Raw genomic sequence first — 17,615 nt, 5'->3', positions numbered from 1 at the left:
CAAGGACTGCGCATGCTCACCGACGACGGCAAGCACCTCTACGTCTCCTGGGACGAATACCACCTGCTCACCGAACGCCTGGCCCTGAAGGTACACGGCTCGGGCTGGGAGTTTGACCAGATCCTGTGCCTCGCACGCGGCGGCATGCGGCCGGGAGACGTGCTCTCGCGCGTGTTCGACAAGCCGCTCGCGATCATGTCGACCAGCTCGTACCGCGCCGAGGCCGGCACCATCCAGGGCCGGCTCGACATGGCCAAGTACATCACCATGCCCAAGGGCGAACTGGCCGGCCGCGTGCTGCTGGTCGACGACCTGGCCGACACCGGCGTGACGCTGCGTGCCGTGGTCGACCGGCTGCGTGGCATGCCGTCGATCAGCGAACTGCGCGCAGCCGTGATCTGGGTGAAGGGCGTGTCGACCTACGTGCCCGACTATTACGTCGAGACGCTGCCGACCAGCCCCTGGATCCACCAGCCCTTCGAGGAGTACGACAACCTCCGCCCCGAAGGCCTGGCCAAGAAGTTCTCGGTCTGATGGGTGAACAGGAAGGCCAGCATGCGCTGGCCTTTTTTTCGAGTGTGGGCAGCGGGGATCGGCACGCACGCCACATTGCTGTCATGCTGAGCACAGCCCACAAAGCAAAATGGCCGACACTTGCGTGCCGGCCATCTGCTTCGGTGTTGGTGCCCAGGAGAGGACTCGAACCTCCACGCCGTTAAGCGCTAGTACCTGAAACTAGTGCGTCTACCAATTCCGCCACCTGGGCTTTCAGGAAAGATAGGACTATATCATCAAACAAAAAGAGAACGCAAGCGCTCCTGCGCCACAGGCCGCCCTGCTGGGTGAGATCGAAGGGCGGGTCGAAGGGCACCGCGACGGCCACGGTTTCGTCGTGCCCGATGCCGGTGAGCCCACCATCTATCTCGCGCCGCAGGAGATGCGCTCGGTGCTGCACCGCGACCGCGTGCGCGTGCGCATCCAGCGCTACGACCGCAAGGGCCGGCCCGAGGGCCGCGTGCTCGACATCCTGGAGCGGCGCAAGTCGCCCATCATCGGCCGCCTGCTGCACGAGAGCGGGCAGTGGGTCGTCGCGCCGGAAGACCGCCGCTACGGCCAGGACATCCTGATCCCCAAGAACGCCATCGCCAGCGCGGCGGTGGGGCAGGTGGTGTCGGTCGAGCTGACCGAGCCACCGTCGCTGCACTCGCAGCCGGTGGGGCGCGTGGCCGAGGTGCTGGGCGAGATCGACGACGCCGGCATGGAGATCGAGATCGCGGTGCGCAAGTACGAGGTGCCGCACCGCTTCAGCCCCGAGACGCTGGCGCAGGCGGCGGCGCTGCCCGAGCGCATCCGCCCGGCCGACCGCAAGCAGCGCATCGACCTCAGCGACGTGCCGCTGGTCACCATCGACGGCGAGGACGCGCGCGACTTCGACGACGCCGTCTACTGCGAGCCCTTCAAGCGCGGTCGCGGCAAGACGCTGTTCGAAGGCTGGCGGCTGCTGGTGGCCATCGCCGACGTCAGCCACTACGTGAAGCCGGGCGAGCCCATCGACGAAGACGCCTACGAGCGCGCCACCTCGGTCTACTTCCCGCGCCGCGTCATCCCGATGCTGCCCGAGAAGCTGTCGAACGGCCTGTGTTCGCTGAACCCCGAGGTCGAGCGCCTGGCCATGGTGTGCGACATGCTCGTGGGCCAGGACGGCAGTGTCGACGCCTACCAGTTCTACCCGGCCGTGATCTGCTCGCATGCGCGGCTCACCTACACCGAGGTCGCGGCTATGCTCGCCAACACGCGCGGCCCCGAGGCCCACAAGCGTGCCGACCTCGTGCCGCATCTCGTGCACCTGCACGAGGTCTACCGCGCCCTGCTGAAGCAGCGTGCGGTGCGCGGCGCGGTGGACTTCGACACCACCGAGACGCAGATCGTGTGCGACGCCAACGGCCGCATCGAGAAGATCGTGCCGCGCACGCGCAACGATGCCCACCGCCTCATCGAGGAAGCGATGCTGGCGGCCAACGTGTGCGCAGCCGACTTCATCGCGCAGGGCGAGCATCCGTCGCTGTACCGCGTGCACGAAGGCCCGACGCCTGAGAAGCGGCTTGCGCTGCAGAGCTACCTGAAGGCGCTGGGGCTGGGCCTGCACATCAGCGACGAGCCACGGCCCGCCGAGATGCAGGCCATCTCGCAGGCCGTGCAGGGCCGCGTCGACGCGCAGCAGATCCAGACCATGCTGCTGCGATCGATGCAGCAGGCCATCTACACCGCCACCAATGCCGGCCACTTCGGCCTGGCGTACGAGGCCTACACGCATTTCACGAGCCCGATCCGGCGTTATCCCGACCTGCTGGTGCACCGGGTCATCAAGGCCTTGCTGGGCGGGCGCCGCTACCACCTGGCACTCAGCGCCAAGACCCGCGTGCCCGAGGTGCGGCGTGGCGGCAAGGTGCAGCAGCGCAGCGCCAAGCCGCTGTCGCAGGAACTCACGGCCTGGGAAGCCGCCGGCGCGCACTGCAGCGCCAACGAACGCCGGGCCGACGAGGCCAGCCGCGACGTCGAGTCGTGGCTCAAGTGCCGCTACATGCGCGAGCACCTGGGCGAAGAGTTCTCGGGCACCGTCAGCGCGGCCACGAGCTTCGGCCTGTTCGTCACGCTGGACGCGCTGTACGTCGAAGGTCTGGTGCACATCACCGAACTGGGTGGCGAGTACTACCGCTTCGACGAAGCACGCCAGGAACTGCGCGGCGAACGCACCGGGGTGCGCTACGCGATCGGCACGCGCGTGCGCGTGCAGGTCAGCCGCGTCGACCTGGATGGCCGGCGCATCGACTTCCGCATGGTGCGCGAAGGCGAGGGCGACAAGCTGCTGGCGCGTGGCCGTCCGGAACGCGGCGAACGTGCCGAACGTGCCGAACGCCCTGCCAGCGCCGTGGAGGAACTGGCCGCCGTGCGCGAAGCCGATCGCAGCGTGAAGGCCGTGGCGCGCGAGCGCAAGGCCGAATCGGCCAAGCGCAGCCGCAAGCCGGGTGCGCGCAAGACGGCGCCGCGGGCGCGGCGCTGAGGTCCGTGCAGGACGGGCCGCGCCTGCGCGTCAGCCTGCCGCCAGCAGCTCGACGAGGTCGAGCGCCCGCAGCGGCCGCGTCCGGCCCGCTGCCGCGGCGCGGTCGGCAACGTGCCCGTGCTGCCAGACGGCCGCCACGGCAGCGGCCTGCGGCGCGTCGGGCTGCTGTGCCCACAGGCCGCCCAGCCAGCCGGCCAGCACGTCGCCCGTGCCGGCGGTGGCCAGCAGGGCGTTGCCGGTCGGATTGATCCTCGGGAGCATGCGTGGTGCCGCGACGATGCTGCCCGAACCCTTCAGCACCACGACGCAGGTGTAGCGCTGCACCAGCGCCTGCGCCGCCGCCAGCCGGTCGGCCTGCACATCGGCGGCGCTGCAGCCGAGCAGGCGCGCGGCTTCCAGCGGGTGCGGTGTCAGCACGGTGGCGTGGCCCGCTGCTGCGCGGGTGCGCAGCGCGGCCTGCAGGTCGGGTGCGGCTGCCACGGCGTTCAGCCCGTCGGCGTCGAGCACCAGCCGGCTGGCGCGGGCCAGCAGGCGCGGCAAGGCTTCGGCCACCACGGTGCCGCCACCACAGCCGCAGACCACGGTGGTGTTCGCCAGCGCGGAGTCGTCGGCCAGCCACCACCGGCTGCGGGTCATCAACTCGGGGCGCTGCGGCGCCGTCGTCGCGCCAGCGTCGAGCGGGCTGACGTAGACCCGTCCGGCGCCCGCCGCCAGTGCTGCGTTGGCGGCCAGCCAGGCCGCGCCGGTCATGCCCGGCGCGCCGCCGACCACCGCCACATCGCCGAAGCTGCCCTTGTGGGCTGCGTGTTGCCGCTGCAGTGGCGGCGGCGGGCCGGCCAGCAGCGCCGTGCCATCGCCCACCTGCACGCCCAGCGTGTGCAGCCAGACGCGGCCGGCGTGGTCGCGGCCCTGGCCGGTGTACAGCCCCGGCTTCAGCGTCAGCAGCGACAGCGTGGCCTGCGCACGCACCGCCACGCCGCCGAGCGCCACGCCGGTGTCGGCGTGCAGTCCCGAGGGCAGGTCCACCGACAGCACGGGCGCTGGCCCGCCGTTGAGCCGCCGGATGGCGTCGGCGAGAGCGCCCTCGGGTGCGCGCCGCGTGCCCAGGCCGAGCAGGGCGTCGATGGCGAGGTCGCCGGCATCGCCCTGCCAGGCCGGCGAGATGGGCACACCCGCCGCCGCTGCAGCGGCATGGGCCCACGCCGCGTCGGCGGGCAGGCGCGCGGCGTCGCCGAAGAACGCCACCTGCACCGCCTTGCCTGCACGCTGCAGGTGCAGCGCGGCGACGAAGCCGTCGCCTCCGTTGTTGCCGGGCCCGGCGAGCACCTGCACCCGCTGCGCGTGGGGTGCCCAGGCCAGTGCCAGCTGGGCCACCGCCAGGCCCGCGCGCTGCATCAGCGCCTGCGGTGGGTTGCCGGCCAGTGCCCGTTGTTCGACGACGCGCGACGCGGCTGCATCGTGCAGCGGCCAGGGGCCGGCGGCGGCAGTGACGGGCACGGGGTGCATCGGCGGATTGTGGCCCGCTCCGGCGGCCGTGCGCGTGGGGCCGACTAGCGCAGGCGGTCGATGCCCAGGCCGCGCATGTCCAGCGCCGCGTCGCGCCCGCTGATCTGCTCGGCAAGCACGCGGGCCGACCCGCAGGCCAGCGCCCAGCCGCTGGAGCCGTGACCGAGGTTCAGCCAGACGCCGGCGGCGCCGCTGGCGCCCAGCACCGGCGGGCCATCGGGCAGCATCGGCCGCGCTCCCTTCCAGTGCTGCGCCTTCTGCTTGTGCACTGCACCCGGAAACCAGTCGTCGAGCACGCGGTACAGCGTGCGCAGCGCCGGCACGTGGAGGTGGTCGGGCGATCCGCCCAGCTCGGCGCTGCCGGCCACGCGCACGCGCTGGCCCAGGCGCGAGATCGCGACCTTGTGGCGTTCGTCCATCAGCGCCGCGCGCGGCGCCGTGTCGGCAGCGCCGTCGATGTGGCGCAGCGGCGCGGTGAGCGAGTAGCCGTACACGGCGGCCAGCGGCAGCCGCAGGCCCAGCGGGCGCAGCAGGCCGTTCGACTCGGCGCCGGTGCACAGCACCACGCCGTCGAAGCTGTCGCTGCCTCCGGCCGTGACCACGGCGGGCCGCGCGCCGGCTTCGACACGCAGCACCTCGGCGCCAAGGCGGAAGCCGGCACCCAGCCGCTGCGCCTGCGCCTTCAGCAGGTGTGCGAACTGCCGGCAGTTGCCGACACCATCGTTCGGCAGGTGGATGGCTGCGCGCAGCGCCGTGCCGGCGTGCAGTGCAGGCTCGATGGCGCGCGTGCGCTCGGCATCCAGCAGCTCGAAGCCCACGCCCAGTTCGGCCAGCAGCTTCAGGCCGCCGCGGGCCTGCGCCAGCTCGCGGTCGCTGCGCAGCAGCACCAGCAGGCCGCGCTGCTGTTCGTAGTCGAGCCGCAGCGCCAGTGTGAGCTCCTGCAGGCGCTCGAAGCTGAAGCGCGCCAGCCGCAGCATGGCGGCGCGGTTGGCGGCGTGCACGGCCGGCCTGCACGCGCGCCACCAGCGCCACAGCCAGGGCAGGTGGCGCCACGCGGCGAGGCCTTGCAGGCGCACGGGCGCGTCGCGGCCGAGCAGGTGGCGCAGCACCTTCCACGGCATCCCGGGCGCTGCCCAGGGCGACACATACCCGGGCGCCACGATGCCGGCATTGGCGAAGCTGGCTTCCGAGGCGACGCTGGCGCAGCGATCGAACACGGTGACTTCATGGCCTGCAAGCGCCAGCTCGTAGGCCGTGGTGACGCCGACGATGCCGGCGCCGATGACGGCGATGCGCAAGGTCTCAGGCTCCCCGCGTCGCCATCTGTTGCTCCAGCCGGTGTTCGATGGCCAGCGAGGCGCCGAGCACGGCATCGTCGCTGCCCGCCGGGCCCCAGACCATCAGCCCGACGGGCATCGTGCCCGCGGCCTGGCAGGGCAGCGACAGGGCGCAGCCATCGAAGAAGTTCACGGCCGCGCAGTTGCGCAGCAGGCGGCCGTTGGTCGCGAAGAACAGCTCGTCGTCGGCCAGCAGCGGCGCGATCGGCGGCGCCACCATCGGCACCGTGGGCGAGAGCGCGGCGTCGAAGCCGCGCAACGCAGCCTGCACGCGCTGGATCCAGTCGCGCCGGGCCTGCAGCAGCGTGATGTAGTCGGCTGCGCGCATGGCCTCGCCGCGGCGGATGCGCATGGCCACGCGCGGGTCGTACTGCGCACTGCGCGTGGCCAGCCGGTCGCGGTGCCAGGTCCAGGCTTCGGCGGCCGGGAAGCCGCCCAGCGCATTGATGCCGGCCAGCTCGGCCAGCTCGGGCAGCGCGACGGTCTCGACCTGCGCGCCGCCGTCGCGCAGCGCGGCGAGTGCGGCGTCGAAGGCGCTGGCAACCGCCGGCTCCAGGCCGTCGAGCATCAGCGTCTGCGGCACGGCGAGCCGCAGCGCCTGCAGCGGCCGTCCGGGCAGCTGCACGCGGCGTGCAGCCAGTACCTCGTGCAGCAGCACCGCGTCGCGCACCGAGCGCGTGATGGCGCAGGCGGTGTCGAGCGTGGTCGACAGCGGCACGCTGCCGGCCAGCGGCGTCAGCGCCTGCGTGTTCTTGAAGCCCACCAGGCCCTGCAGCGCCGCCGGGATGCGGATGGAGCCGCCTGTGTCCGAGCCCAGCGCCGCCCAGGCCGCGCCGCACGCCACCGACACCGCGCCGCCCGACGTGGACCCGCCGGGGATGCGCGGCGTGGCGTCGAGCGTTGCCGTGGCCACGTTGGCCGGCGTGCCGTGGTGCGGGTTGATGCCGACGCCCGAGAACGCGAACTCCGACAGATTGGTGTGACCGACCAGCGCCGCGCCTGCGGCGCGCAGGCGCGCCACCACCGGGCTGTCGGCTGCGGCAGGCGCCGCGTCGGCCATGGCGGCCGAGGCGGCCGTGGTGGGCTGGCCCGCCACGTCGAACAAGTCCTTGATCGACACCGCCAGGCCGGCCAGTGGCGGCAGGGGTGCGCCCGCCGCCAGCGCGCCGTCGACCGCCATGGCCGCGGCGCGGGCCTGCGCGTCGAAGCGGCGCAGGAACGCGTGGCGGGCCGCAGGGTCGTCGGCGGCCGCCAGCGCGGCATCGAGCAGATCGTCGGCCTTCGCGTCGCCGCGCAGCAGTTGTTCACGGGCAGCGACCAGGTCGGTGGTGCCGGGGCGTGTTACACTCATCGGGTTTGCCTCGAAGCGGGTGCCGTCAGGTGCTGCAGGTTCGAGACAGACAAATCGCGAACCCGGCCTCTGAGGTGTCGCTGCAGCCCGTCACGAACCCACACGGTTCGTCACATTGCAGCGATGAAGCGCCGGGATTCTAGACCCAACCTTCGGAGTTACTCGATGACTGTCTCCATGCGTGAAATGCTGGAAGCCGGTGTCCATTTCGGACACCAGACGCGCTTCTGGAACCCCAAGATGGCCCCGTACATCTACGGCCATCGCAACAAGATCCACATCATCAACCTCGAGAAGACGCAGCCGCTCTTCGAAGAGGCGATGAAGTTCATCCGCCAGCTGTCGGCCCGCCGCGGCTCCGTGCTGATGATCGGCACCAAGCGCCAGGCGCGCGAGGTCATCGCGCTGGAAGCCCAGCGTTGCGGCATGCCCTACGTCGACCAGCGCTGGCTCGGCGGCATGCTGACCAACTTCAAGACGGTCAAGGGCAGCCTGAAGAAGCTGAAGGACATGCAGGCGACCAAGGAAGCCGGCACCGACGCGATGATCAAGAAGGAAGCCCTGCTGTTCGATCGCGAGCTGATCAAGCTCGAGAAGGACATCGGCGGCATCCAGGACATGGGTGCGCTGCCTGACGCGATGTTCGTCATCGACGTCGGCTACCACAAGATCGCCGTGGCCGAAGCCAAGAAGCTGGGCATCCCCGTGATCGGCATCGTCGACACCAACCACTCGCCGGTGGGCATCGACTACGTCATCCCCGGCAACGACGACTCGGCCAAGGCCGTCGCGCTGTACGCGCGCGCCGTCGCCGACGCCGTGCTGGAAGGCAAGGCCAGCGCCACGAACGAAGTCGTGCAGGCCGCGTCCGGCAACGACGAGTTCGTCGAAGTCCGCGAAGAGGCCTGATCGGCCCGATCCGCAGCGGGCCCGTGCGGGCCCGCCCTGTTGCCGAGTCTCCGCCGCGCGCCCCCTGCGCCCGGCGGGCTCTGCCCTGTTGAACTGGAGTGACTCAAATGCCCGCAATCACTGCAAGCATGGTGGCCGAACTGCGCGCGAAGACCGACGCGCCGATGATGGAGTGCAAGAAGGCGCTGACCGAGGCCGACGGCGATGCCGCCCGCGCCGAGGAGATCCTGCGCGTCAAGCTCGGCAGCAAGGCCGGCAAGGCCGCCTCGCGCGTCACGGCCGAGGGCGTGATCGCCGCCGCCGTGAACGGCACCACCGGTGCCGTCGTCGAGGTCAACTGCGAGACCGACTTCGTCACCAAGAACGATTCGTTCCTGGCCTTCTCGAAGGCCGTGGCCGACCTCATCGCTGCCCAAGCGCCGGCCGACGTGGCCGCGCTGTCGGCGCTGGCGCTGTCGCAGGACGGCTTCGGCCCGACCGTGGAAGACGTGCGCAAGGGCCTGGTCGGCAAGATCGGCGAGAACATGTCGATCCGCCGCTTCAAGCGCTACGCCGGCGGCGGCAAGCTCGCCAGCTACCTGCATGGCACGCGCATCGGCGTCATCGTCGAGTTCGACGGTGACGACGTGGCGGCCAAGGACGTGGCGATGCACGTCGCCGCGATGAAACCCAAGGCCCTGTCCACCGCCGACGTGCCGGCCGAGCTGATCGAGGTCGAGCGCCGCGTCGCGGCCGAAAAGGCCGCCGAGTCGGGCAAGCCGGCCGAGATCGTCGCCAAGATGGTCGACGGCTCAGTGCAGAAGTTCCTGAAGGAGGTCTCGCTGCTGAACCAGACCTTCGTCAAGAACGACAAGCAGACGGTCGAGCAGATGCTGAAGGCCGCCGCCACCACGGTGAAGGGCTTCACGCTGTACGTGGTGGGCGAAGGCATCGAGAAGAAGGTCGACGACTTCGCGGCCGAAGTGGCGGCGCAGGTCGCCGCGGCCAAGGGCCAGTAGGCCCGGCCGCACCGCCGGGTCCCGCGTGACGCGGGATCCGGAAACAAAGGGGGCATGGCGCCCCCTTACACTGTCACCCGCTCCACCCGCCACCATCGTTCACGAGAGGTCTCCTCGCATGCCGGCATACAAGCGCATCCTGCTCAAACTGTCGGGTGAGGCGCTGATGGGCGACGACAGCTACGGCATCAACCGCGCCACCATCGTGCGCATGGTGCGCGAGGTGCGCGAGGTCACCGAACTGGGCTGCGAGGTCGCTATCGTCATCGGCGGCGGCAACATCTTCCGCGGCGTGGCCGGCGGCTCGGTCGGCATGGACCGCGCCACCGCCGACTACATGGGCATGCTGGCCACGGTGATGAACGCGCTCGCCCTTGGCGACGCGATGCGCCAGGAAGGCATGACCGCACGCGTGATGTCGGCCATCAGCATCGAGCAGGTGGTCGAGCCCTACGTGCGCCCGAAGGCGCTGCAGTACCTGGAAGAGGGCAAGGTGGTGATTTTCGCCGCCGGCACTGGCAATCCCTTCTTCACCACCGACACCGCGGCGGCGCTGCGGGGCGCCGAGATCGGCGCCGAAGTGGTGCTGAAGGCGACCAAGGTGGACGGCGTCTACACGGCCGATCCGCACAAGGATGCGACGGCCACCCGGTACGCGAGCATCGGTTTCGACGAGGCCATCATGAAGAACCTGCAGGTCATGGACGCTGCAGCCTTCGCGCTGTGCCGCGACCAGAAGCTGCCGATCCGCGTGTTCAGCATCTTCAAGCCCGGCGCGCTCAAGCGCGTGGTGCTGGGTGAAGACGAAGGCACGCTCGTGCACGTTTGAGGGGGTTCCAAGCTTCCATGACCATCGCAGACATCCACAAGACCGCGGCCGAGAAGATGGCCAAGTCGGTCGAAGCGTTCAAGACCGAACTGCAGAAGATCCGCACCGGCCGCGCCCACCCGGGCATCCTCGACCAGGTGCACGTCGACTACTACGGCTCGATGGTGCCGATCAGCCAGGTCGCCAACGTGAGCCTGCTCGACGCCCGCACGATCAGCGTCCAGCCCTGGGAGAAGGGCATGGGTCCGAAGATCGAGAAGGCCATCCGCGAGTCCGACCTGGGGCTGAACCCGTCGGCCCAGGGCGACCTGCTGCGCGTGCCGATGCCCGGCCTGACCGAAGAGCGCCGCAAGGAACTCACCAAGGTCGTGCGCCACGCCGGCGAAGAGGCCAAGATCGCCGTGCGCAGCATCCGCCGCGATGCCAACGAGCACCTGAAGCGGCTGCTGAAGGACAAGGCCGTGTCCGAGGACGAAGAGCGCCGCGCGCAGGACGACGTGCAGCGCCTGACCGACGGCACGATTGCGCAGATCGACAAGCTGGTGAGCGCCAAGGAAGCGGAAGTCATGGCGGTCTGAGCCGCCGCCCGCCATGTCGCATCTCCCGAGCTCAGAACACCTCGCGCCCGACGGCGACGAGCAGGCGGCCGGCGTGCCGCGCCACGTGGCCGTCGTGATGGACGGCAACGGCCGCTGGGCGCGCCAGCGCTACATGCCGCGCTTCTTCGGCCACAAGCAGGGCGTGGACGCCCTGGTGCGCGCTGTGAACGCCTTCGCCGATCGCGGGGTGCAGTACCTGACGGTGTTCGCGTTCTCCTCCGAGAACTGGAAGCGCCCGTCCGAGGAAGTCTCCGGCCTGATGGGGCTGGTGCTGGTGGCGGTGTCGAAGTACCTGGCCAAGATGGCTGGCGACGGCGTCCGCATCCGCATCATCGGCGACCGCTCGGCCGTCTCGGACAAGCTGCGCGCCGCCTGGGAACAGGCCGAGACGCTGACCGCGCACAACACCCGCATCACGCTGAGCGTGGCCTTCAACTACGGCGGCCGCTGGGACGTGGTGCAGGCCTGCCGCCAGGCCATTGCCGAAGGCGTGAAGCCCGAGGACTTCGACGAGGACTACCTGTCCCGCCACATGGCCCTGTCGTTCGCGCCCGACCCCGACCTGTTCATCCGCACGGGCGGCGAGATGCGCATGAGCAACTTCCTGCTGTGGCAGGCGGCGTACTCCGAGCTGTTCTTCACCGAATGCCTGTGGCCCGACTTCGGCGCAGCCGAGATCGACGCCGCCCTGGCGGCCTATGCACAGCGCGACCGGCGTTTCGGCGGCATCCGCCCGAACCAGGTGGTGCCCGAGAGCACCTGACCCATGCTGCGACAGCGGGTCATCACGGCCCTGGTGCTGGTCTGCATCCTCCTGGCCTCGCTGATGGCCCCCGGCCCGGGCCCCTTTGCCGTGCTGACGCTGGTGCTCATCGCCGCCGCGGGGTGGGAGTGGGGCCGGTTGAACCAGGCCGGCGACCCGCTGGCGCTGGCGCTGGCGGCGATGCTGGCAGCGCTGTGCGGCGCAACCCTGCTGGCGGGCTGGACCCACAGCGCGCCGGCCGCGGCCTGGTGGCTGGCCACCGTGCTGTGGCTGGGCGGTGGTTTCGTCGCGCTGCGCGGCGGGCCGGCCGCCTGGCCGCACCTGCCGAAGGCGGCGCGCTGGGTCATCGGCCTCGTCGGGCTGTGGGCGGCCTGGCTCGCCATCAGCCACGCCCGCGTGCTCGGCATCAACTTCATGCTGTCGGTGTTCTGCGTCGTCTGGATGGCCGACGTCGCTGCCTATTTCGGCGGCAAGGCCTTTGGTCGGCGCAAACTCGCCCCTGGCATCAGCCCCGGCAAGAGCTGGGAGGGCGTGTGGAGCGGCATGGCCGGCGTGCTGCTGCTGGCGGCGCTGTGGATCGGCCTGGACCGCAGCTTCGCGTTCGACAGCCCCAGCGTGTTCTCCAGGCTGCTCCAGTCGCTGGGCATCGTCGGCATGGCACTGGCGCTGCTGGTGCTGTGCGCGATGAGCGTCGTCGGCGACCTGGTCGAGTCGCTCGTCAAGCGCGCGGCCGGTGCCAAGGACAGCAGCCGGCTGCTGCCCGGCCACGGCGGCGTGCTCGACCGCGTGGACGCGCTGCTGCCGGTCTTCCCCATCACCCTGGCCCTGATCTGGATCTGACGCCTTGAACCCTTCCGTGCAACGCCTGGTCATCCTCGGTTCCACCGGCTCGGTGGGCACGAGCACGCTCGACGTCGTGGCGCGCCACCCCGAGCGCTTCGAGGTCGTGGGGCTGAGCGCCTTCCAGCGCATGGACGCACTGGCCGCGCAGTGCCGGCAGTTCCGGCCGCGCGTGGCCGTGGTGCCGACCGAGGAGCGCGCCGCCGTGCTGCGCGGCCTGCTCGACGGCGTGGCCACGGAAGTCGTCGTCGGTGCACAGGCGCTGTGCGACATGGCGGCCGCCAGCGACGTCGACAGCGTCATGGCCGCCATCGTCGGCGCAGCCGGCCTGCCGCCGTGCATGGCCGCGGCGCGCGCCGGCAAGCGGCTGCTGCTGGCGAACAAGGAGGCGCTCGTCGTCGGCGCGGGCCTGTTCATGCAGGCCGTGGAAGAGGGCGGGGCCACGCTGCTGCCCATCGACAGCGAGCATTCGGCGATCTTCCAGTGCCTGCCCGAGGACCGCGGCACCTGGGCGCAGCGCATCGACCACATCGTGCTCACCGCCAGCGGCGGCCCGTTCCGGCAGCGCGCGCCCGACAGCCTGCACGACATCACGCCCGAGCAGGCGGTGGCGCACCCGAACTGGGTCATGGGGCGCAAGATCTCGGTCGACTCGGCAACCATGATGAACAAGGCGCTCGAGGTCATCGAGGCCCGCTGGCTGTTCAGCCTCGAGCCCGAGCGCGTGCAGGTGGTGATCCACCCGCAGAGCATCATCCACTCGATGGTGGTGTGCCGCGACGCGTCGGTGCTGGCGCAGCTGGGCACGCCAGACATGCGCGTGCCCATCACCTACGGCCTGTCGTACCCCGAGCGCATCGAGTCCGGGGCGCCGCGCCTCGACTTCCTGCAGCTGTCGGCGCTGAGCTTCGAGCCGGTGGATCCGCTGCGTTTCCCTGGCCTGCAACTGGCCTGGGAAGCGCTGCGCGCGCCAGCGGGCTCCACCGCCGTGCTGAACGCCGCCAACGAAGAGGCCGTGGCCGCGTTCCTCGACCGCCGCATCCGCTTCACCGACATCCACCGCGTCAACGCCGGCACCATCGAAGCCCTGGCGCCTCGGCTGGGGCCGGTGACCGGCATCGGGGACCTGCTGGCGCTGGACGAGCGCGCCCGCACCCATGCGCGCGGCGCCATCCAGGGGCTGGCAGCGTGATCACCACCGTCTTCGCGTTCCTGCTGACGCTGGGCCTGCTCATCGTCGTGCACGAGTACGGCCACTACCGCGTGGCCGTGGCCTGCGGCGTGAAGGTACTGCGCTTCTCGGTCGGCTTCGGCCGCGTGCTGCTGCGCTGGCAGCGCGGCCCCGACGGCACCGAGTTCGTGCTGTGCGCGCTGCCGCTGGGCGGCTACGTGCGCATGCTGGACGAGCGCGAGGCGCCCGTGCCCGCGGCCGAACGCCACCGCGCCTTCAACCGCCAGTCGCTGCCGCGCCGGGCGGCCATCGTCTCGGCGGGCCCGCTGGCCAACCTGCTGCTGGCCGTGCTGCTGTACGCGTCGGCGCACTGGATCGGCATCGAGGAGCCGCAGGCCATCCTGGGCACGCCGGCCACCGGCAGCCTGGCCGAAGCAGCCGGCCTGCGTGCCGGCGACCGCGTGCAGGCCGTCTCGTCCGACGGCGACTCCTGGCGCGACGTGCCCTCGATGCCCGACCTGCGCTGGCAGATCACGCAGGCCGCCCTGGCCGGCCAGCCGCTGCAGCTGCGCGTGACCGACCGCCAGGGCCACGGCGCCCGCACCGCGACCCTCGAGCTGCAGCGGCTGGACGTGCGCGATGTCGATGCCCAGTTGATGCGCCAGATCGGGCTGGGGCCGGCGTTCAGCGAACCGCGCCTGGGCAAGGTGAACGCCGGCGGGGCTGCCGATGCCGCCGGCCTGCGCCAGGGCGACCATGTGATCAGCATCGACGGCGTGCCGGTGGGCGACGCGCAGGCGCTGGTGCAGCGCATCCGCGCCGCGGTGCAGGGCGATGCGGGTGTCGAACAGCGCTGGCGTGTCGACCGAGACGGACGGATGCTCGACGTGGTGGTGACGCCGCGCATCGTCCGCGACGGCGACAAGGCCTTCGGTCGCGTCGACGCCGTCGTCGGCCAGTCCCCGGCCATGGTGGTGGTGCGGCACGGCCCCGTCGACGGCGTCGTGCAGGGCCTGACGCGCACCTGGGACGTGTCGGCGCTGACGCTGCAGATGATGGGCCGCATGCTGATCGGCGAAGCGTCGCTGAAGAACCTGAGCGGGCCGCTGACGATCGCCGACTTCTCCGGCCAGGCCGTGCAGCAGGGGCTGGCCTACTACCTCGGCTTCCTGGCGCTGGTGAGCGTGAGTCTGGGCATCCTGAACCTGCTGCCGCTGCCCATGCTCGATGGCGGTCACCTCATGTATTACATTTTCGAAGCCGTCACCGGACGGCCGGTGTCCGACCTGTGGCTCGAGCGGCTGCAACGCGGCGGTATCGCACTGCTGCTGATGATGATGTCGGTCGCCCTCTTCAACGACGTGGCCCGCTTGCTGGGCCTGCACTGAGCCTCCATGTTCCCTGTCTCTCCGACCGCTGCGATGCGCCTGCCGGCGGCCATGATCGTGGTTGCCGCCGCGGTGGCGTCGCCCGCGGCCCTCGCGGTCGCCCCCTTCGTGCTGAAGGACATCCGCATCGAGGGCCTGCAGCGCACCGACCCCGGCACCGTGTTCGGCGCGCTGCCGTTCCGCATCGGCGACACCTACGACGACGAGAAGGGCGCGGCCGCTTTGCGCGCGCTGTTCGCCACCGGCCTGTTCAAGGACGTGCGCATCGAGATCGAGGGCAAGACGGCCGTCGTCATCATCGAAGAGCGCGCCATCGTCGCCTCGGTCAACTTCGTGGGCCTGAAGGAATTCGACAAGGAGCCGTTGACCAAGTCGCTGAAGGACGCCGGCATCGGCGAAGGGCTGCCTTTCGACAAGGCGCTGATCGACCGCGCCGAGCAGGAGATCAAGCGCCAGTACCTCAGCCGCAGCCTTTACGGCGCCGAGGTGGTGACGACGGTGACGCCGATCGAGCGCAACCGCGTCAACGTCACCTTCACGATGACCGAGGGCGACGCGGCGCGCATCAAGGACATCCGCATCGTCGGCGCCGAGGCCTTCCGCGAGCGGCAGTTGCTGGACCTGTTCGAGCTGACCAAGGTGGGCTGGTTCACCTGGTACAGCAAGAGCGACCGCTACGCGCGCACCAAGCTCAATGCCGACCTGGAGACGCTGCGTGCCTTCTACGTCAACCGCGGCTACCTGGAGTTCGCGGTCGAGTCCACGCAGGTCACGATCTCGCCCGACAAGCAGGAGATCACGGTCACGATCTCGGTGCGCGAGGGCCAGCCCTACACCGTGACCGCGGTGCGCCTGGAAGGCGACTACCTCGGCAAGGACGACGAGTTCCGCTCGCGCGTGCTGGTGCGGCCTGGCACGCCGTACAACGGCGAGGCCGTTTCCGAGACGGCCAAGCGCTTCACCGACCTGTTCGGGCTGTACGGCTACGCCTTCGCGCGCGTCGAGCAGCGGCCCGAGATCGACCGTGCCACCGGCCAGGTGGTCGTGAACTTCGTCGCCGAGCCGCAGCGCCGCGTGTACGTGCGCCGCATCGACGTGGCCGGCAACACGCGCACCCGCGACGAAGTCGTGCGGCGCGAGTTCCGCCAGCTCGAGTCGTCGTGGTACGACGGCGGCCGCATCAAGCTGTCGCGCGACCGAGTCGACCGCCTGGGCTACTTCAAGGAGGTCAGCGTCGACACCGCCGAGGTGGCGGGCGCGGCCGACCAGGTCGACCTGACCGTGAAGGTCGAGGAGAAGCCCACCGGCAACCTGCTGCTCGGCGCGGGCTACTCGAACGCCGAGAAGCTGTCGCTGACGGCCTCGATCCAGCAGGACAACGTCTTCGGCACCGGCAACTACCTGGGCATCCAGGTCAACACCAGCCAGTCGCAGCGCACGCTGGTGGTGAGCACGGTGGATCCGTACTTCACGGTCGACGGCATCTCGCGCGCGATCGACGTCTACTACCGCACGCAGCGCCCGCTGAACCAGCTGGGCGACGAGTACTCGCTGGCCACGCCCGGGGCGTCCATCCGCTTCGGCGTGCCGTTCTCCGAGTTCGACACCGTGTTCTTCGGCATCGGCGCCGAGCAGACACGCATCGGCACGTCGCAGGGCATCCCGCTGAGCTACCTGAACTACCGCGCGACGTACGGTGCCAACAGCTATTCGATCCCGCTGACGATCGGCTGGCAGCGCGACAGCCGCGACAGCGCGCTCACGCCGACCGCCGGCCGCTACCAGCGGGTGAACCTCGACTGGGGCGTGGCCGGCGACGTGCGCTACCTGCGTGCCAACCTGCAGTACCAGCAGTACTTCCAGCTGCCGGCGCGCATGTCGCTGGGCGTCAACTCCGAGCTCGGCTACGGCATCGGGCTGGGCGGCAAGCCGTTTCCGATCTTCAAGAACTTCTACGGTGGCGGCCTGGGCACGGTGCGCGGCTTCGAGCAGGGCTCGCTCGGCACGGTGGACCCCACGGGCGCGTACATCGGCGGCTCGAAGCGCTTCAACCTGAACGCCTCGCTGTACTTCCCGGTGCCCGGCACCGGCAACGACAAGTCGCTGCGCATCTTCGCCTTCAGCGACCTCGGCAACGTGTGGAGCGAGAACCAGGACATGACCTACCAGAGCCTGCGCTCGTCCGTGGGCCTGGGCCTGAGCTGGATCTCACCCGTGGGGCCGCTGCAGTTGAGCTGGGCCAAGCCGGTGCAGGTCGAGCGCAACGATAGAATCCAGAAATTCCAGTTTCAGATCGGGACCGCGTTTTGATGAAGATGTCGCCTGTGAATTCGCTGGTCGCCGTGCTCGGTGCCGCGGCGGCCATGCTCGTCGCAGCGCCCGCCGCGCTGGCCCAGGAGCTGAAGATCGGCTACGTCAACAGCGAGCGCGTGCTGCGCGAGGCAGCACCCGCGAAGGCAGCGCAGACCAAGCTCGAAGCCGAGTTCAGCAAGCGCGAGCGCGAACTGCAGGAGCAGGCGCTGCGCCTGAAGAACGCCGCCGACAAGCTGGAGAAGGATGCCCCCACGCTGGCCGAGAGCGAACGCACGCGCCGCCAGCGCGAGCTCGTCGAGCAGGACCGCGACCTGCAGCGCAAGCGCCGCGAGTTCCAGGAAGACCTGAACCAGCGCCGCAACGAGGAGCTGGCCAGTGTCGTCGAGCGCGCCAACCGCGTCATCAAGCAGATCTTCGACAGCGAGAAGTACGACGTCATCCTGCAAGAGGTCGTGTTCGCCGGGCCGCGCGTCGACATCACCGACAAGGTGATCCGGGCGCTGAACAGCCCGGCGGCTCCTGGCGGCGCGGGCAAGTAGTCGCCGCGGGC

The 17,615-nt window shown here is 70.4% G+C and carries 15 protein-coding genes and 1 tRNA gene; 12 read left to right on the top strand and 4 right to left on the bottom strand.

Translation table 11 applies throughout. The features are described 5' to 3' along the window. Positions 1 to 12 precede the first annotated feature (12 nt). Positions 13 to 534 (top strand): phosphoribosyltransferase, encoded by a 522-nt coding sequence (locus tag ACPOLB_RS02425; RefSeq protein ID WP_425259703.1) that lies wholly within the window; start codon positions 13 to 15, stop codon positions 532 to 534. 147 nt (positions 535 to 681) lie between these two features. Here ACPOLB_RS02425 and ACPOLB_RS02420 read toward each other — a convergent pair. Then, a tRNA-Leu gene (locus ACPOLB_RS02420) sits at positions 682 to 766 on the bottom strand. Positions 767 to 838: 72 nt separating this feature from the next. Between ACPOLB_RS02420 and rnr the strand changes: the two genes are divergently transcribed. Next, complete coding sequence (gene rnr, locus ACPOLB_RS02415; RefSeq protein WP_425262003.1) at positions 839 to 3,061, top strand: ribonuclease R; 2,223 nt, start codon at positions 839 to 841, stop codon at positions 3,059 to 3,061. 30 nt (positions 3,062 to 3,091) lie between these two features. On the opposite strand, the gene ACPOLB_RS02410 is transcribed toward rnr, so the two are convergent. Genes ACPOLB_RS02410 through ACPOLB_RS02400 form a run of 3 tightly spaced genes read right to left on the bottom strand, consistent with a single transcriptional unit; the run spans position 3,092 to position 7,255 of the window. Next, positions 3,092 to 4,567, bottom strand: a complete 1,476-nt coding sequence (locus ACPOLB_RS02410; RefSeq protein ID WP_425259702.1) for an NAD(P)H-hydrate dehydratase — start codon at positions 4,565 to 4,567, stop codon at positions 3,092 to 3,094. Positions 4,568 to 4,611: 44 nt separating this feature from the next. Then, positions 4,612 to 5,865: a D-amino acid dehydrogenase gene (locus tag ACPOLB_RS02405; RefSeq protein WP_425259701.1), complete on the bottom strand. Its 1,254-nt coding sequence runs from the start codon at positions 5,863 to 5,865 to the stop codon at positions 4,612 to 4,614. 4 nt (positions 5,866 to 5,869) lie between these two features. Then, positions 5,870 to 7,255 (bottom strand): amidase, encoded by a 1,386-nt coding sequence (locus ACPOLB_RS02400; RefSeq protein WP_425259700.1) that lies wholly within the window; start codon positions 7,253 to 7,255, stop codon positions 5,870 to 5,872. Between the two features lie 165 nt (positions 7,256 to 7,420). On the opposite strand from ACPOLB_RS02400, the gene rpsB reads away from it, so the two are divergent. From rpsB to ACPOLB_RS02350, 10 genes are all read left to right on the top strand, one after another. Further along, positions 7,421 to 8,164 carry a 30S ribosomal protein S2 gene (gene rpsB, locus ACPOLB_RS02395; protein ID WP_425259699.1) on the top strand — a complete coding sequence of 248 codons (744 nt, stop codon included), beginning with the start codon at positions 7,421 to 7,423 and terminating at the stop codon, positions 8,162 to 8,164. 107 nt (positions 8,165 to 8,271) lie between these two features. Continuing rightward, a complete protein-coding gene (gene tsf / locus ACPOLB_RS02390) occupies positions 8,272 to 9,162 on the top strand; it encodes a translation elongation factor Ts (protein ID WP_425259698.1) in 891 nt (296 codons plus the stop codon). A gap of 118 nt (positions 9,163 to 9,280) precedes the next feature. After that, the gene (pyrH, locus tag ACPOLB_RS02385) at positions 9,281 to 9,991 is read left to right on the top strand and encodes a UMP kinase (RefSeq protein ID WP_425259697.1); all 711 of its coding nucleotides are present in this window, start codon (positions 9,281 to 9,283) and stop codon (positions 9,989 to 9,991) included. Between the two features lie 17 nt (positions 9,992 to 10,008). Beyond that, positions 10,009 to 10,569, top strand: a complete 561-nt coding sequence (gene frr, locus ACPOLB_RS02380) for a ribosome recycling factor (protein WP_425259696.1) — start codon at positions 10,009 to 10,011, stop codon at positions 10,567 to 10,569. A 13-nt stretch (positions 10,570 to 10,582) separates the two neighbouring features. Further along, positions 10,583 to 11,353: a polyprenyl diphosphate synthase gene (gene uppS, locus ACPOLB_RS02375; RefSeq protein ID WP_425259695.1), complete on the top strand. Its 771-nt coding sequence runs from the start codon at positions 10,583 to 10,585 to the stop codon at positions 11,351 to 11,353. Between the two features lie 3 nt (positions 11,354 to 11,356). Beyond that, positions 11,357 to 12,193 (top strand): phosphatidate cytidylyltransferase, encoded by an 837-nt coding sequence (locus ACPOLB_RS02370; protein ID WP_425259694.1) that lies wholly within the window; start codon positions 11,357 to 11,359, stop codon positions 12,191 to 12,193. Positions 12,194 to 12,197: 4 nt separating this feature from the next. After that, on the top strand, positions 12,198 to 13,385 hold the full coding sequence (locus ACPOLB_RS02365; RefSeq protein WP_425259693.1) for a 1-deoxy-D-xylulose-5-phosphate reductoisomerase: 1,188 nt from the start codon (positions 12,198 to 12,200) through the stop codon (positions 13,383 to 13,385). Continuing rightward, positions 13,382 to 14,752: an RIP metalloprotease RseP gene (gene rseP / locus ACPOLB_RS02360; protein ID WP_425259692.1), complete on the top strand. Its 1,371-nt coding sequence runs from the start codon at positions 13,382 to 13,384 to the stop codon at positions 14,750 to 14,752. The genes ACPOLB_RS02365 and rseP overlap by 4 nt, the downstream gene beginning before the upstream one ends. Positions 14,753 to 14,758: 6 nt before the next feature. Then, the gene (bamA, locus tag ACPOLB_RS02355) at positions 14,759 to 17,062 is read left to right on the top strand and encodes an outer membrane protein assembly factor BamA (protein ID WP_425259691.1); all 2,304 of its coding nucleotides are present in this window, start codon (positions 14,759 to 14,761) and stop codon (positions 17,060 to 17,062) included. Continuing rightward, positions 17,062 to 17,604 (top strand): OmpH family outer membrane protein, encoded by a 543-nt coding sequence (locus ACPOLB_RS02350; RefSeq protein ID WP_425259690.1) that lies wholly within the window; start codon positions 17,062 to 17,064, stop codon positions 17,602 to 17,604. Before bamA ends, ACPOLB_RS02350 begins: the two co-directional genes overlap by 1 nt. Positions 17,605 to 17,615 lie beyond the last annotated feature (11 nt).

It is taken from the genome of Rubrivivax soli (genome assembly GCF_049810355.1).
Classification (GTDB): domain Bacteria; phylum Pseudomonadota; class Gammaproteobacteria; order Burkholderiales; family Burkholderiaceae_C; genus Rubrivivax.
The sequence above is the reverse complement of the archived record's forward strand: the minus strand, read 5'-3'. Positions and strand labels throughout refer to the sequence as shown.